The following is a 14,634-nucleotide window of genomic DNA, read 5'->3' as shown; positions in this document are numbered from 1 at the left end:
TTTCGGCTGCTTATGGCCCCAGACATGTGCAAATCCCGCCCAAACCGTTAAACTCTCGCTTTTGCTAATGGCAATAACGGAATTCAATGTCTACTAATACACAAAATCTTCTGTCATCAACCGTCCAGAAATTCCGGTCGCTCCTGAAAGGTAACGGGAAAAAGAAAGCCCGTCCCTACCAGCGCCAGGAAATCCCCCGCGACCAGCATAATGTCTCCCGCTCCGCCATTAGTGAGCCCGCCAAGAAGGTACTCAGTCGCCTGAACAACGCCGGCTACGAGGCTTACCTGGTGGGGGGCGGCGTTCGTGACATCCTGCTTGGCGGCAAGCCCAAGGACTTCGACATCGCCACCAACGCCACTCCGGAGCAGGTACACGAGCTGTTCCGTAACTCCAGGCTCATTGGCCGGCGCTTTCGCATTGTTCATGTGCTGTTCGGACGGGAGGTCATTGAAGTCACCACTTTCCGCGGTAACGCCGCGGAAGCGGAAGAAGAAACCGACGATGACGATGACCGCCGCACCAGTGAACACGGCCTGCTCTTGCGGGACAACGTCTACGGCAGCCAGGAGGAAGACGCCCTGCGTCGGGACTTCACGGTCAATGCCCTCTACTACTGCATCCGTGACTTCACCGTGGTGGACTTTGCCAATGGCATAGAGGATCTGAAGAACCGCCAGATGCGGCTGATTGGCGACCCGGAAACCCGCTACCGCGAAGATCCGGTACGCATGCTCCGTGCCGTGCGCTTTGCCGCCAAGCTGGGCTTCGATATCGAGCCGGAAACCGAGGCCCCGATTCAGGAGCTGGCGCCGCTGCTGACCCATATCCCGCCGGCACGCCTGTTCGAAGAGGTTCTGAAACTGTTCTCGGCGGGGCATGGCGAGGCCACCTACGATCTGCTCAGCGAGTACAACCTGCTGGCGCCCCTGTTTCCGGAAACGGTACAGGCCATCGACAACGGCGAGCCGGACGAGCTGATTCGCAAAGCCCTGCGCAATACCGACGCCCGTATCGCCCAGGGCAAATCAGTTACACCCTACTTCCTGTTTGCCGCCATGCTCTGGCCTGCACTGCAAGCGGAATGGCGCAAGCGCCAGGATAACGGCGAGCCGGTTCAGCCCGCCCTGCACCAGTCCATCGCCAAGGTGATTGGCCGTCAGGTTCAGGCCACATCCATTCCCAAACGCTTCTCCGGACCCATGAAGGAGATATGGGAGTTGCAGATGCGCCTGCCACGGCGCCAGGGGAAGCGTGCATTTGTGACCATGTCCCATCCCCGCTTCCGTGCCGCCTACGATTTTCTGCTGGTGCGGGAAGAGTCCGGTGAAATCGAGCCCGGGCTCGGCCAATGGTGGACCGAGTTCCAGGAATCGGACGAGCGTGGCCAGGAGCGCATGCTGACCCAGCTGGGCAGCGACGGCCCGAAGAAGCGCCGGCGTAAAAAGCCTGCCAAGAAGGACTGACCATGGCGGCCAACGATGCCTTTGTCGGGCTTGGCAGCAATATGGCGGAGCCATCAGCACAACTGGCCGGCGCTGTAGCCCGGCTGGCGGCATTGCCAAAAACCAAGCTGGTGGCGCAGTCCCCCTTTTACAGCAGCAAGCCGGTAGGCCCCCAAAACCAGCCAGACTTTGTGAATGGCGCGGCATGGCTTCGCACAGAACTCACCCCCCTGGAACTGCTGGACCAACTGCAGGCCATAGAGCAGGCCCATGGCCGCGAGCGAATTCAACAGTGGGGCCCGCGGACACTGGACCTGGATCTGCTGCTGTATGGCGCGGAGGTAATCAACAGCGAGCGGCTGACGGTCCCCCACGCTGAACTGGCAAACCGGGACTTTGTGCTCCAGCCGCTGCTGGATCTGGATCCGGCGCGGACCCTGCCGGACGGTCGCCGTCTCGCAGACCTCAGGCAACGATGCCCGGACAACAACCTGCAGAAGCTCAACCCCCTGAGGCGCCCCCTCTTTCCACCCGGCTGAGGCCACGGGCTTGGTGTGCGGCTATTGCCTCAGACCAAGCCCCGGATTACCCTTAGGGCCTGATTGCCGGCATACCCGGTACGGTTCTGGCCCGTCCACCCACAAGGCAAGGATTCTATGGCTGTTACCATCAACACCCTGCGGGAATACAAGCAGAAGGGCGAAGCCTTCTCCATGCTGACATCCTACGACGCCACTTTTGCTCAGATCGTGAGCGAAGCGGGCGTGGATGTCATCCTCATCGGCGACTCCCTGGGCATGGTGCTGCAGGGACATGACAGCACCCTGCCTGTCACCATGGACCAGATGGTGTACCACGTTTCTTCGGTGGCCAGGGGCAACCGCGGCTCGCTGATCATGGCTGATATGCCGTTCATGACCTATGGCACTATCGAGGCCGCTCTGGAGAATGCTGCCGAACTGATGCGCGCGGGCGCGCACATGGTCAAGCTGGAGGGCACGGACTGGATGAAAGACACCATACACGCCCTCAGCGAACGCGGCGTGCCGGTCTGTGCCCACCTGGGCCTGACGCCACAGTTCGTTAACAAGTTTGGTGGCTACAAGGTCCAGGGCCGTGATGAAAAACACGCCGAGCTGATGATAGAACACGCCTGCGAACTGGTGGCTGCCGGCGCGGACATCATCCTTCTGGAATGTGTGCCTGCGCCATTGGCTGCCCGCATTACCCTGGCCGTTCAGGCACCGGTGATCGGCATAGGCGCTGGCGCCGACACCGACGGCCAGGTGCTGGTTGTGCATGACATGCTGGGCATGACCACCGGCCGCAGGCCACGCTTTGTCAAGGATTTCCTCGCGGAGTCCGGATCCGTAAGAGGTGCCATCGAAGCCTACGTGGCCGCTGTTCGCGACCGTTCATTCCCCGCCGAGGAGCATACGTTCAAGGCATGAGAACCGTACATACACTGAAAGAACTTCGCGCCATGCTTCGCAGCTATCGCCAGCAAGGCAAGCGCATCGGGCTGGTCCCCACTATGGGCAACCTGCATGAGGGCCATATTTCACTGGTCAGGAAGGCAAGGGAGGCTGCCGACATTGTGGTCACCACCATCTTTGTGAACCCCATGCAGTTTGGTGTCACCGAAGATCTGGACACCTACCCCCGCACCCTGATCGAAGACCAGGAACGGCTGGATGCCGCCGGCAGCACCCTGGTATTCGCTCCCTCCAACGAGGAGATCTACCCCCAGGGGCTGGCACGACAGACTCGCGTGATCGTGCCCGAGGTCAGCGAGGGCCATTGCGGTGCCAGCCGGCCCGGACACTTCGAGGGAGTAGCAACGGTTGTCACCATACTGTTCAATATGGTGCAGCCGGACATCGCGGTCTTCGGCGAGAAGGATTACCAGCAGCTGGCCGTGATCCGCAAACTGACCCGGGACCTGATGATCCCGGTGGAAGTGATCGGCAGCCCCACCATCCGCGAAGACGACGGACTGGCAAAAAGTTCCCGCAACGGCTTCCTGACCGAGGAGGAGCGCGCCATCGCTCCAGTCATTTACCGCACTTTGCAAAAGACCGCGGAGCAGATACGCAAAGGCCGTAATGATTTTGTGGCGCTCGAGCAGGAAGCCAACGAAGCCCTCAGCGAAGCCGGTCTGCGTCCTGACTACTTCAACATTGCCAACGGCCTGACCCTGAAACCGGCCCGCGCGGAAGACGCCGAACTGACACTGCTGGTGGCTGCATTCCTTGGCACCACACGGCTGATCGACAACCTGTCGGTTACCCGCTAACCACGAAGACTGACGAAAGGACTCCATTATGTCCCAGGGCTCTGCTCCACTCACCAGCCGGCCCGAGTGGCAGGCACTGACAAGCCATCAGAGGGATCTGAAAAACACCCACATGCGGGACATGTTCCGCGATGACCCGGGCCGGGCAGACCGCTTCTTCATCCGTGGCGGCGGCCTGTCCCTGGACTTCTCCCGCAATCGCATGACCGATGACACCATGGCCAGGCTGATGGCACTGGCCAGAAGCTGCGGTGTGCCGGAGCGCACCGAGGCCATGTTTCGCGGCGAGTACATCAATGTGACGGAAAAGCGCCCTGCCCTCCATGTTGCCTTGCGAGACAACAGTGGTGAACCAATTCATGTAGACGGCACCAACATCGCGCCGGAAGTGGAAAGCACGCTGAATCGCATGTCGCAGTTCGTGGATGACGTCCTCAGCGAGCGCTGGCAGGGCCATACCGGAAAAGCCTTTACCGACGTGGTCAGCATCGGCATTGGCGGCTCTTTCCTGGGCCCCAAACTGGTATCCGAAGCCCTGCGCCCCTACTGGCACGGTCGGCTGAACTGTCACTATGTAGCGAATATCGATGGCACCCAGATTGCCGAAATACTTGCCCGGGTAAATCCGGAAACCACTCTGTTCCTGATCCAGTCCAAATCCTTCCGCACCCAGGAAACCCTGGAGAACAGCAAGGTGGCCCGAGCCTGGTTCCTGGATAACGGTGGCCATGAGGACCAGATCGCCAGGCATTTCGTGGCCGTTACCGCCAACTCGCCGGAAGCGGTCCGGTTTGGCATTTCCGCGGACAACATTTTCCCCATGTGGGACTGGGTGGGCGGGCGTTACTCGCTATGGTCCGCTATTGGCCTGCCCGTGGCGCTGACCATCGGCATGGATAATTTCCGTGCCCTGCTGTCCGGCGCCAACGCCATGGACCAGCACTTCCGCAACACACCACTGGAGCAGAACCTGCCCGTGGTCATGGCCATGCTGGGACTCTGGTACAACAACTTCTGGGGCGCTGAAACCTACACCATTCTCCCCTACGATCATTACCTGCGCAGCCTGCCGGCGCATTTGCAGCAACTGGACATGGAAAGCAACGGCAAGCGCGTTACCCAGGACGGGGTGCCATTGACCTACCACAGTGGCCCGGTGATTTGGGGCGGTGTCGGCGCCAACGGCCAGCACGCCTTCCACCAGTTGCTGCATCAGGGTACCCGGCTGATTCCGGCGGATTTTATCATTCCCCTGGAAACCCACAACAAAGTGGCCAAGCATCATGTCATCCTGTTTGCCAATTGCCTGAGCCAGTCGCGGGCGCTTATGTCCGGCAAGAACCTGGACGAGGCGAAGGCGGAACTGAAAGCCGAAGGCATGAGCGCCGAGGAGATCGACAAACTGGCACCTCACAAGGTCATCCCCGGCAACAAGCCCAGCAATACCCTGCTGATGGACAAGGCGACGCCGGAAACGGTCGGGGCCCTGATCGCGCTCTATGAACACCGCACCTTCGTGCAGGGCATTATCTGGGACGTGGATTCATTCGATCAGTGGGGCGTGGAACTGGGCAAACAGATGGGCAAGGGAATCCTGGACCGTCTTACCGGAGACAGCGACGACAGTACCAGCCCCAGCGACAGCTCAACGGACAACCTGATCCGGGCGTTCCGCTCGCACCATTCGTGCTGAGAAAGAACTTCCGGGTTACCTGGTAGCAGCCCGGGAAATCAGCCGGCCCTGCCAGGTAAAATCCACCGGCCACAGTTTCTGGTCACGGTCGTAGGCCTGCCAAAGCTCATCATAACGCTTGCCACAGACCGGATGCACATCGGCCGGCGCAATTTCCGCCAGCGGCCGCAACACAAACGCGTTGGTCAGGATCTCACCCCGGGGCAACTCCACACCATCGACCCTGCCTACCTCATCATCGTAGGTGAGGATATCCAGGTCCAGGGTTCTGGCGCTGAATCTGGGGACATCCCGGCGCCGTCCGTTGTCCGCCTCCAGTTGCTTGAAGCGGGCAGAGAGCTCTGCCACAGTCAGGCGGGTGTCGACCCCCACAACCAGGTTGTAGAAGGGCGAGCCGTCAAAGCCGACGGCCTCGCTTTCGTACACGGAGGAGATCAGCAGCTCATCAAACCAGCCATCCAGCGCATCCAGCGCCGCCGTAATATACCGCTCGCGGTGGATGTTGCTGCCGACGCTGATATAGACCCGCGCCATCAACGGCTCCCCCTCTCGATTTTCACGCCAACGGCCGCTGCTGCCGGCACAGCGCCCGGCTTGCGCAGGGTCACTCTTAACCAGCGTACGCCAAACTCTTCCTGCAGCAGGCTGGCAATGCCTTCGGCGGCGGTTTCCAGCAGCTGCGGACAGGCCCGCGCGAGGTAGGCCGAGACCCGCTCGCTCACCTGTGCATAATCCAGCGCATCACTGACATCATCTGAAGCCGCCGGCACCCGATTATCCCAGGCCATTTCCAGATCTGCGAGCAAGCGTTGACTGACTTCCCGTTCCCAGTCGTACACGCCGATGATTGTCTCAACGGCCAGCCCCTCGATCAGTACAGTATCGGTCAACGGATGGCACTCCCGGGTTTACACTCTTTGCTGATTGAATAACGGGCAGGCAGCGGATACTGTGTGAATTCTGACCTGCTTCGTCGCGGGGCCGGCATTTTCTCATAAATGACCAGCATGCGTCTTTGCGCCTTTCTTACTTTGCCAGCGAACGCCGCCAATGACTTACCTGAGTGACCCGGTATTGACAGTATTACTCTGCGCCCTGGCCTATCTGGCGGGGTCGGTGCTGTTTGCCCTGCCGGTCTGCCGGGCCTGGCAGTTGCCAGATCCACGCGCCCAGGGTTCCGGCAATCCTGGCGCCACCAATGTCTACCGCACCGGGGGCTGGCCACCGGCAGCACTGACATTGCTTCTGGATGCGGCCAAAGGCTGGCTGCCGGTATGGCTGGCCCACCAGGCTGACCTGACCATTCTGTCCCAGGCCATGGTGGCCCTTTGCGCAGTAACAGGCCACATGATTCCACTGTTCTATCGCTTCAAGGGGGGCAAAGGCGTGGCCACCGCCCTCGGCGCAGGGCTGGCACTGGCTCCGGTGACCACTCTGATGCTGGCGGCGATCTGGGCAGTGGTGATGTGGCGCTGGAAGATTTCGGCACTGGCCTCGATTATTGCCATTATCAGCGGCCCCATCATCAGCGCCCTGATCGAGCCGAAAACCCTGCCGCTGTTCGGTCTACTGGCCCTGCTGATTGTGGTGCGCCACCGCAACAACCTGATCCGCATGGCCCAGGGCCGCGAACCGGGTTTCTAGTCCACAAGTCCATTCCCGCGGGGCTCGCCGATTGGTGGCAAGGAATTCATGGGCCATCGGGGCACCGCCACAATCCGGTCACCATCCCGCTGCCCCGCTTTCATTCGCTGACAACCCGCGTAAGCAATCATGGCGCCGTTATCGGTACAGAATTCAGGACGGGCATAAAACACACCGGCACCAAGTTTGTCGGCCATTTTCTCCATCCCTGCCCGCAACCGCTTGTTGGCGCTCACTCCGCCAGCAATCACCAGGCGCTTGCTGCAGGTCTGCTCCAGGGCCCGGCGACACTTGATGGTCAGGGTATCGACCACCGCTGCCTCAAACGCCAGGGCTATGTCGGCACGGGTCTGGTCATCGAGGCCGCCGGCCTTTTCCGCTGCTGACACGGTATTGAGGGTAAAGGTTTTCAGCCCGCTGAAGCTGAAATCCAGCCCCGGCCGGTCGGTCATTGGACGCGGGAAGCGATAGCGCCCTTCCGTGCCATTCTCTGCAAGCGCAGCCACCCGTGGCCCACCGGGATAATCCAGCCCGAGCATCTTCGCGGTTTTGTCGAAAGCCTCACCCGCCGCGTCGTCTACCGATTCCCCCAGCATTTCATACTCACCAATGCCGTTGACCAGCACCAGCTGGGTATGGCCGCCCGACACCAGCAAGGCAACAAAGGGAAAGGCCGGCGGATTGTCCTCAAGCATCGGAGCCAGCAGATGACCCTCCATGTGGTGGACGCCAAGAACCGGCACACCCAGCGCAAAACCCAGGGCATGAGCCACCGAGCCGCCCACCATCAGCGCACCTACCAGGCCCGGCCCGGCCGTGTAGGTAATGCCTTCAATATCGCCGCGGATCCTGCCGGCATCCGCCAGTACCTGGTCGCACAACGGCAGCAGTTTACGCACGTGATCGCGGGAGGCCAGTTCTGGCACCACGCCGCCATAATCCGCATGCATATCAATCTGGCTGAACAGGGCGTGTGCCAACAGCCCCTGCTCGCTGTCATACAGGGCAACACCGGTTTCATCGCAGGAGGTTTCAATACCGAGAATCAGCATAACTAAGGGCCATAGCTCCGGGCAGGTGGACGTCAGCGCAGCATTTTAGCAGAAACCCGAAACCCTCCGTCAGTTTCATCGAACAAACATTGACCTTGGCCATGAGCAAGCGCTATCATTGCCGGCCTTAAATGAGCACTGGTCGAGTTTTAGCCAATCTGGCCAGGTATCGAGTCGATCTGACTGACCGGTCGATCAGACAAAACAGAAACCGAATCAATCAGGTAGGTGATTTTCGAATGCCAGCTGTTAAAGTGAAAGAGAATGAACCGTTTGACGTAGCCCTTCGTCGCTTCAAGCGTTCCTGCGAAAAAGCAGGCGTGCTGTCGGAAGTACGTCGCCGTGAGCACTACGAGAAGCCGACAGCCGTGCGCAAGCGCAAGGCAGCTGCAGCCGTCAAGCGTCATCTCAAGAAGCTTCAGCGGGAACAGCGCAAGTTCGAGCGTCTGTACTAAGCTTTACCCGGACGCCGCTTGACTGCAAGCCTAGAATCGCCTGTATAGCCGCAGGTTGCACAGAGCGATACCAAAATGCCGCCGAGGCCTGGCTTCGGCGGCATTTTTGGCTGTACTTCCACGCCCGGCAACGTCCGCGCGACCGGAGACATCATGAGTGGACTGATTCCGCAACGTTTCGTTGAAGACCTGCTCGACCGGATTGATCTGGCCGAGCTGATCGGATCACGTATCACCCTTAAAAAGGCCGGCGGCAACTACAAGGCCCGCTGCCCCTTCCATGATGAGAAAACGCCGTCTTTCAACGTTCGGCCGGACAAGGGCTTTTACCACTGCTTCGGCTGTGGCGCCCATGGCGACGCCATCAGTTTTGTCCGCGAGTTTGACGGCCTCGGCTTTACCGACGCGGTGGAAGAGCTGGCCCGGCGTGCGGGCATGGAAGTGCCCTACGACCAGAGCGCGCGCCAGGAAATGCAACAGGCGCGAACACTGACCGATGCCCTGGATTATGCCAGCCGCTTCTACCAGTCGGCCCTAAACAGCCAGCAGGGCGAACTTGCCCGGGACTACCTGAAACAAAGGGGCCTCGACGACAGCATTATTGAACAGTACATGCTGGGCTACGCGCCCGGCACCGGCACCGCGCTTTACGACAGCGCCAGCAAGGACCTGCAGGGTCCGCTGATTGAAACTGGCACCGTCTCCGACCGCTACGGGCGGCCAAGGGACCTGTTCCGTAACCGGGTGATGTTTCCCATCCGCAACAGTCGCGGCCGGACCATCGCCTTCGGCGGGCGCACCCTGGGAGACGACAAGGCCAAGTACATCAACTCCCCTGAGTCTGATGTCTTCCATAAAAGTCGCGAGATTTACGGCCTTTACGAAGCCAAGCAGTCGATCCGCCAGCTGGACAGGCTGCTGGTGGTAGAAGGATATATGGATGTCATTGCCCTGGCACAGAACGGCATCCACTTTGCTGTGGCGACACTGGGCACCGCCACCAACCAGGACAGCCTATCGGCCCTGCTGAAGCAGGTGCGGCACCTGGTGTTCTGTTTCGACGGCGACCAGGCAGGCTACAGGGCAGCCGACAAGGCCATGGAAAACGCCCTGGAACTGCTGACCGACGGACTGCATCTGCAATTCCTGATGATGCCGGACGGCGAAGACCCGGACACGCTGGTGCGCAAGGAAGGCGCGGACGCATTCCAGAAGCGCATTGACGGCGCCACGCCCCTGTCCCGCTACCTGTTCAACCGGCAGAGCGAAGGGCTGGACCTGACCCTGCCGGAAGACCGGGGCGAACTGAAGGCGCGGGTAGAGCCGTTGCTCAAGAAAATGCCCAGAAGCACCCTCAGGGACGCCATGTGGCACGAAATGCTGCGACTGTGTGGCACCGGCCGGGGTGACTGGCAAAACCGGCGCCAGCAGCACAGCAAGGGCGGATATGGCGAACGCCGCGTACAGGAACAGCGGATTGACGTAAAGCTCAGCAAGGATAGCCAGCTGTGCCTGGCACTTCTGGAAGCGCCCGATATGGCCAGCGAAATCGCCGAGCTTTGCAGGAGCAGCCGCCAGTACCGGCAGGCGGGGCAGTTCGCCGGCTGGATTCTGGAAACCGGCATTAAAGACCGGCGCTCCCTGACCCACCAGCTGGCAACGGATAGACGGGCCCGGGAACAGTTTTTCGGCCTGTTCGACGGCATTGAACATGTACCGGCAAGGGAGCAGACCCTGGCAGGCGCCCGCGAGATGCTGAACCCGAACCAGGAGGTGGCGCGCAAGCAGCGACTGGCGTCCCTGCTGTCAGAGAAACGCAGCCTTGCGGATCTTACCGCCGAAGAGCGGCAGGAACTGAAAGCGCTGAGCGGCCAGAGCGACGACTGAGCCGCTGCAAAAGCACAGGGCCGGCGGGCGAGAATACGCAGAAACTGAAGCCGGAAAGGGCATTGCACTTGAAACTTGCAGTGTTGATCACCATCTAACCATCCGGTGGCAGACCAATAGCGCGACAGCTATAATGGCTGTTTAACTTTTTTACTTTTACCAGCGAGTCCACAGGGTGTCTATGTCAGGCAATTCGCAGAAATCACGTTTAAAAGATCTCATTGCACGAGGCAAAGAGCAAGGTTACCTGACTTACGCTGAGGTAAATGACCACCTCCCGGAAGACATTGCTGATCCGGACCAGGTCGAAGACATCATTCGCATGATCAACGACATGGGTATTCAGGTGTCCGAAGTTGCACCGGACGCAGACACGCTTCTGATGACCGATGGCGATTCCACTGCCGACGAAGCCGCTGCAGCGGAAGCTGCCGCCGCACTCGCTGCTGTTGAATCCGATGCTGGTCGCACCACTGACCCTGTCCGCATGTACATGCGCGAGATGGGCACCGTGGAACTGCTGACCCGCGAAGGGGAAATCGTCATTGCCAAGCGCATCGAGGAAGGTATCCGCGATGTGATGGCTGCTGTAGCGCACTTCCCCGGTATCACCGGCACCGTCATTCAAGCCTACGATCGCATCATCGAGAACGAAGGCCGCCTCAGCGACATCGTGTCCGGTTTTCTCGACCCGGACGGCGCCGAGCCATTCATGGACGAAGACAACACGCCGGACACCTCCAGCAGCAGCTCCGACGATTCATCCGATGAAGATGACGACGATAGCGAAGAGGAAACCGAAAGCGGCCCGGATCCGGAGGAAACCCGCCTGCGTTTCGAGCTGTTGAAAGAAAAACTCGACGCAGCGGATGCATGCCTGGCCAAATATGGCCGTGGCCACAAGAAAACCCAGGAAGCCCTGAACGAGCTCGGCCAGGTATTCGCACCCTTCAAACTTGGCAACAAGGCGTTTGATGAACTGGTAAACGTTGTCCGTTCCACGAACGATCTGGTCCGTGAAAACGAGCGTGCCATCATGAAAATCTGCGTGCGTGAGTGCAAAATGCCACGCAAGGATTTCATCAAATCCTTCCCGGGTAACGAGGTCAGCCTCGACTGGGCAGAGAAGATTGCCAAGAGCAAGAAGCCCCACGCACCGCTGGTTTCCGAGCGCATTGACGAAATCGTTCGCCTGCAGAAGCGTATCGCCAACATCCAGAACGAAGTGGACCTGGACGTTTCCGACATCAAGGAAATCAACCGCCGGGTCTCCATTGGTGAAGCCAAGGCGCGCCGCGCCAAGAAAGAAATGGTCGAGGCCAACCTGCGCCTGGTTATTTCCATCGCCAAGAAGTACACCAACCGCGGCCTGCAGTTCCTGGACCTGATCCAGGAGGGCAACATCGGCCTGATGAAGGCCGTGGACAAGTTCGAGTATCGTCGTGGCTACAAGTTTTCCACCTACGCTACCTGGTGGATCCGTCAGGCCATCACCCGCTCCATCGCGGACCAGGCACGCACCATCCGTATTCCGGTGCACATGATCGAGACCATCAACAAGCTCAACCGCATCTCCCGCCAGATGCTGCAGGAGATGGGCCGCGAGCCCACGCCGGAAGAGCTGGGCGAGCGCATGGAGATGCCCGAGGACAAGATCCGCAAGGTATTGAAGATCGCCAAGGAACCGATCTCCATGGAAACCCCGATCGGTGATGACGAAGACAGCCACCTGGGCGACTTCATTGAAGACATCCAGGCCCTGTCTCCGGTCGACTCGGCCACCGCCGAAGGCCTGCGCGAAGCCACCCGCTCCGTTCTCTCTGGCCTGACCGCGCGCGAGTCCAAGGTGCTGCGCATGCGCTTCGGGATCGAAATGAACACTGACCACACTCTGGAAGAAGTGGGCAAACAGTTCGACGTTACCCGCGAGCGAATCCGCCAGATCGAAGCCAAGGCCCTTCGCAAACTGCGCCATCCTTCCCGCTCCGACCACCTGCGCGGCTTCATCGACGATCAGGGCAACGGATAACACCACAACAGTAGCGGGCGCCACCCCTCACCGGTATAATGGCGCCCGCTTTGTTGCTCCCGTCCGGAAGCAACACCCCAAAAGCAAACCTTTAAGCAGCATCCGCTGACAAAAGGGCCTATAGCTCAGTTGGTTAGAGCAGAGGACTCATAATCCTTTGGTCCCTGGTTCGAGTCCAGGTGGGCCCACCATTTATTTTATTCGCCTCAATATCTAGCACTATCATTTTCAACTTCCGCGATGTCCGCAATCACTCTCACCTGCACGGACCCACTTTTGCGCTGGCATTTCTAAACCATCGGGCGATCCTTTTGGTCCAGATGTCGATTTTTTTTACATCTTGAAAAATCAGCTGTGTTCTTCGGTCAGAAGTACAGCAAGCTTTTAACACTTCATCTCACTAACCAGGGAAATAGATAACTGTTTTTAATTGGGAAAAGGGTTTTGGTGTCAGCATACATTAGAAGAGACTTTGGCTGAGCTACAGCTTGGCATAGTAAATGCAATCAACAAATAGACCCATCTCCAAGCAAGGCCGCTTTTAAATTTGTACTAGGCAGGCATTCAATTGGGGGATCTTAAGTTCAACAACGTTTCTCCAGATAAAAGGAATTGAGATGATGATAAATGTTGATGTGAGAAAATTCAGGAAAGGCGGAGGCGCACTGTTAGCAATTGGAATCGCCGGCCTGTGGAGCCTGAGCGCCAATGCTGCCCTAATGACATGTCCAGCCAGCCTAACGGCGGATGAAACATCGAGAGTGACTGGTCCCTCAACAACCGATACTGCTGTAAGTCAATGCCAGTACATTACCCCTGCCGATCAAAATAATGTGGCTAACGAGACTAACGTCAATGAAGCTGCATTTTTTGGCATTACTAACTGGACGTCGATATTTACAGAACAGCAGGAGCTGGATGAAGGCGCCGGTCAAACAGGAAACTGGATTATTTCAGACGCTGACTTTAGCGCTTACGACTACATGATCACCTTTAAGGATGGCGCTGATACAAATTTGATCAGTTTTTTGTTCAATGAAAATTTCAGCTCTGGTGACTGGACCAGCCCGTTTACCAACCCGCCTTTTGAGGGCGTAGGGGACGAAGCCAAAGATGTATCACACTATAATATTTTCAGAACTGAGAGCGTCTCTGTTCCGGAGCCGGGAACCCTCGCTTTATTAGGGCTTGGTCTTGTCGGCTTGGGGCTGAAGCGCCGTCTAGAGAACTCATAATTTTTGCCCAAAATATTTAATTAGGCCCCGCACATGCGGGGCATTTTTTGTTTTCAAAAACAGATCTTTAACCTAGAGATCAAGCGACCGGTCCCCTCAGTTGACCAGCCGAAAATACTACCATGTTGGCAGCAAGTGCGTTGATGATTCTGTAAACCACAAAAGTATAAGCCTAGGCTTTACACACCTGAATCAATTTTAAACTCTTAAATGAGCCTCTGCCCATTACTGACCTCATGATCAGTGCCCATCAGCGTTATCGCGCCTCCATCTGTTGTTATACCTGTTACCAGACACTCTGACATAAACGAACCTATCTGTTTCGGCGGGAAATTGGTTACAGCAAGCACCTGTCTACCCAAGAGCTTCTCCGGATCATACAGGTCCGTGATCTGTGCGCTGGATTTGCGGGTGCCGACCTCCGGGCCAAAATCAATTCTCAGCTTGTAGGCAGGTTTGCGGGCTTCCGGGAACTCGCTCACTTCAATGATGGTGCCAATTCGCAGCTCTACTTTCTCAAAGTCTTCCCAACTGATCATGCATTGTTTCCCTTATCCCGAAATCTCTTTGCTGAAAGCGTCAGCTTCGTATACAACTAGTGTAAGTCCATTAAAAGTAACACAAGGAACGCATTATGCCCTTCTCGTCCGACCACATTGATGAACTCAATCTGCTTGCCATGTTCGATCTGTCTTCCGCACAGGAAGGCATCAAGGTTCACCAGCATTCGGCAGCGCCGGAGATGGTGGCCGCGGCTGAGCGCCTTCATCGCAAGGGGCTGATTACGCAGAAAGACGGGGGTTACCTGACAAGCCTGGGCAGCGAGACACTGGAGCATTCACAAAGAGTGTTATCCGTTCTGACCAGCGCCTGATATTGCCAGCGGGATTTATTCTCA

The 14,634-nt window shown here is 58.2% G+C and carries 15 protein-coding genes and 1 tRNA gene; 12 read left to right on the top strand and 4 right to left on the bottom strand.

Features of this window, described 5'->3' with window-relative positions; genetic code table 11:
- Positions 1 to 86: 86 nt before the first annotated feature.
- The 5 genes from pcnB (at position 87) to pgi (ending at position 5,434) form a co-directional block, all read left to right on the top strand.
- Positions 87 to 1,466, top strand: coding sequence for a polynucleotide adenylyltransferase PcnB (gene pcnB / locus DIT71_RS16755; RefSeq protein ID WP_114614381.1), 1,380 nt, complete (start codon positions 87 to 89; stop codon positions 1,464 to 1,466).
- A gap of 2 nt (positions 1,467 to 1,468) precedes the next feature.
- On the top strand, positions 1,469 to 1,984 hold the full coding sequence (gene folK, locus DIT71_RS16750) for a 2-amino-4-hydroxy-6-hydroxymethyldihydropteridine diphosphokinase (protein ID WP_114614380.1): 516 nt from the start codon (positions 1,469 to 1,471) through the stop codon (positions 1,982 to 1,984).
- Between the two features lie 117 nt (positions 1,985 to 2,101).
- Positions 2,102 to 2,896: a 3-methyl-2-oxobutanoate hydroxymethyltransferase gene (panB, locus tag DIT71_RS16745; RefSeq protein ID WP_114614379.1), complete on the top strand. Its 795-nt coding sequence runs from the start codon at positions 2,102 to 2,104 to the stop codon at positions 2,894 to 2,896.
- Complete coding sequence (panC, locus tag DIT71_RS16740; RefSeq protein WP_114614378.1) at positions 2,893 to 3,741, top strand: pantoate--beta-alanine ligase; 849 nt, start codon at positions 2,893 to 2,895, stop codon at positions 3,739 to 3,741. Before panB ends, panC begins: the two co-directional genes overlap by 4 nt.
- A 28-nt stretch (positions 3,742 to 3,769) precedes the next feature.
- Positions 3,770 to 5,434: a glucose-6-phosphate isomerase gene (gene pgi, locus DIT71_RS16735; RefSeq protein ID WP_114614377.1), complete on the top strand. Its 1,665-nt coding sequence runs from the start codon at positions 3,770 to 3,772 to the stop codon at positions 5,432 to 5,434.
- Positions 5,435 to 5,449: 15 nt separating this feature from the next.
- On the opposite strand, the gene folK (DIT71_RS16730) is transcribed toward pgi, so the two are convergent.
- Both folK (DIT71_RS16730) and folB read right to left on the bottom strand, forming a co-directional pair.
- Positions 5,450 to 5,968: a 2-amino-4-hydroxy-6-hydroxymethyldihydropteridine diphosphokinase gene (gene folK, locus DIT71_RS16730; RefSeq protein WP_114614376.1), complete on the bottom strand. Its 519-nt coding sequence runs from the start codon at positions 5,966 to 5,968 to the stop codon at positions 5,450 to 5,452.
- The gene (gene folB, locus DIT71_RS16725; protein ID WP_114614375.1) at positions 5,968 to 6,324 is read right to left on the bottom strand and encodes a dihydroneopterin aldolase; all 357 of its coding nucleotides are present in this window, start codon (positions 6,322 to 6,324) and stop codon (positions 5,968 to 5,970) included. The genes folK (DIT71_RS16730) and folB overlap by 1 nt, the downstream gene beginning before the upstream one ends.
- Before the next feature lie 160 nt (positions 6,325 to 6,484).
- On the opposite strand from folB, the gene plsY reads away from it, so the two are divergent.
- Positions 6,485 to 7,078 (top strand): glycerol-3-phosphate 1-O-acyltransferase PlsY, encoded by a 594-nt coding sequence (plsY, locus tag DIT71_RS16720; RefSeq protein ID WP_114614374.1) that lies wholly within the window; start codon positions 6,485 to 6,487, stop codon positions 7,076 to 7,078.
- Here the strand turns inward: plsY and tsaD are convergent.
- Positions 7,075 to 8,130, bottom strand: coding sequence for a tRNA (adenosine(37)-N6)-threonylcarbamoyltransferase complex transferase subunit TsaD (gene tsaD, locus DIT71_RS16715; RefSeq protein WP_114614373.1), 1,056 nt, complete (start codon positions 8,128 to 8,130; stop codon positions 7,075 to 7,077). The genes plsY and tsaD overlap by 4 nt on opposite strands.
- A 239-nt stretch (positions 8,131 to 8,369) precedes the next feature.
- Between tsaD and rpsU the strand changes: the two genes are divergently transcribed.
- From rpsU to DIT71_RS18275, 5 genes are all read left to right on the top strand, one after another.
- Positions 8,370 to 8,585, top strand: a complete 216-nt coding sequence (gene rpsU, locus DIT71_RS16710; RefSeq protein ID WP_007153483.1) for a 30S ribosomal protein S21 — start codon at positions 8,370 to 8,372, stop codon at positions 8,583 to 8,585.
- 153 nt (positions 8,586 to 8,738) lie between these two features.
- Complete coding sequence (dnaG, locus tag DIT71_RS16705) at positions 8,739 to 10,472, top strand: DNA primase (protein ID WP_114614372.1); 1,734 nt, start codon at positions 8,739 to 8,741, stop codon at positions 10,470 to 10,472.
- 181 nt (positions 10,473 to 10,653) lie between these two features.
- Positions 10,654 to 12,501 carry an RNA polymerase sigma factor RpoD gene (gene rpoD / locus DIT71_RS16700; RefSeq protein WP_114614371.1) on the top strand — a complete coding sequence of 616 codons (1,848 nt, stop codon included), beginning with the start codon at positions 10,654 to 10,656 and terminating at the stop codon, positions 12,499 to 12,501.
- A 114-nt stretch (positions 12,502 to 12,615) separates the two neighbouring features.
- Positions 12,616 to 12,692, top strand: a tRNA-Ile gene (locus DIT71_RS16695).
- Positions 12,693 to 13,118: 426 nt separating this feature from the next.
- Positions 13,119 to 13,736, top strand: a complete 618-nt coding sequence (locus tag DIT71_RS18275) for a PEP-CTERM sorting domain-containing protein (protein ID WP_114614370.1) — start codon at positions 13,119 to 13,121, stop codon at positions 13,734 to 13,736.
- Positions 13,737 to 13,942: 206 nt separating this feature from the next.
- Here DIT71_RS18275 and DIT71_RS16685 read toward each other — a convergent pair whose 3' ends face one another.
- Positions 13,943 to 14,275 carry a tRNA-binding protein gene (locus tag DIT71_RS16685; RefSeq protein WP_114614369.1) on the bottom strand — a complete coding sequence of 111 codons (333 nt, stop codon included), beginning with the start codon at positions 14,273 to 14,275 and terminating at the stop codon, positions 13,943 to 13,945.
- Between the two features lie 95 nt (positions 14,276 to 14,370).
- Here DIT71_RS16685 and DIT71_RS16680 point away from each other — a divergent pair, with 95 nt between their 5' ends.
- On the top strand, positions 14,371 to 14,610 hold the full coding sequence (locus DIT71_RS16680) for a TIGR02647 family protein (protein WP_114614368.1): 240 nt from the start codon (positions 14,371 to 14,373) through the stop codon (positions 14,608 to 14,610).
- The last annotated feature ends 24 nt before the right edge of the window (positions 14,611 to 14,634 follow it).

This window comes from Marinobacter vulgaris (assembly GCF_003344045.1).
Lineage (GTDB): Bacteria > Pseudomonadota > Gammaproteobacteria > Pseudomonadales > Oleiphilaceae > Marinobacter > Marinobacter vulgaris.
The sequence above is the reverse complement of the archived record's forward strand: the minus strand, read 5'-3'. Positions and strand labels throughout refer to the sequence as shown.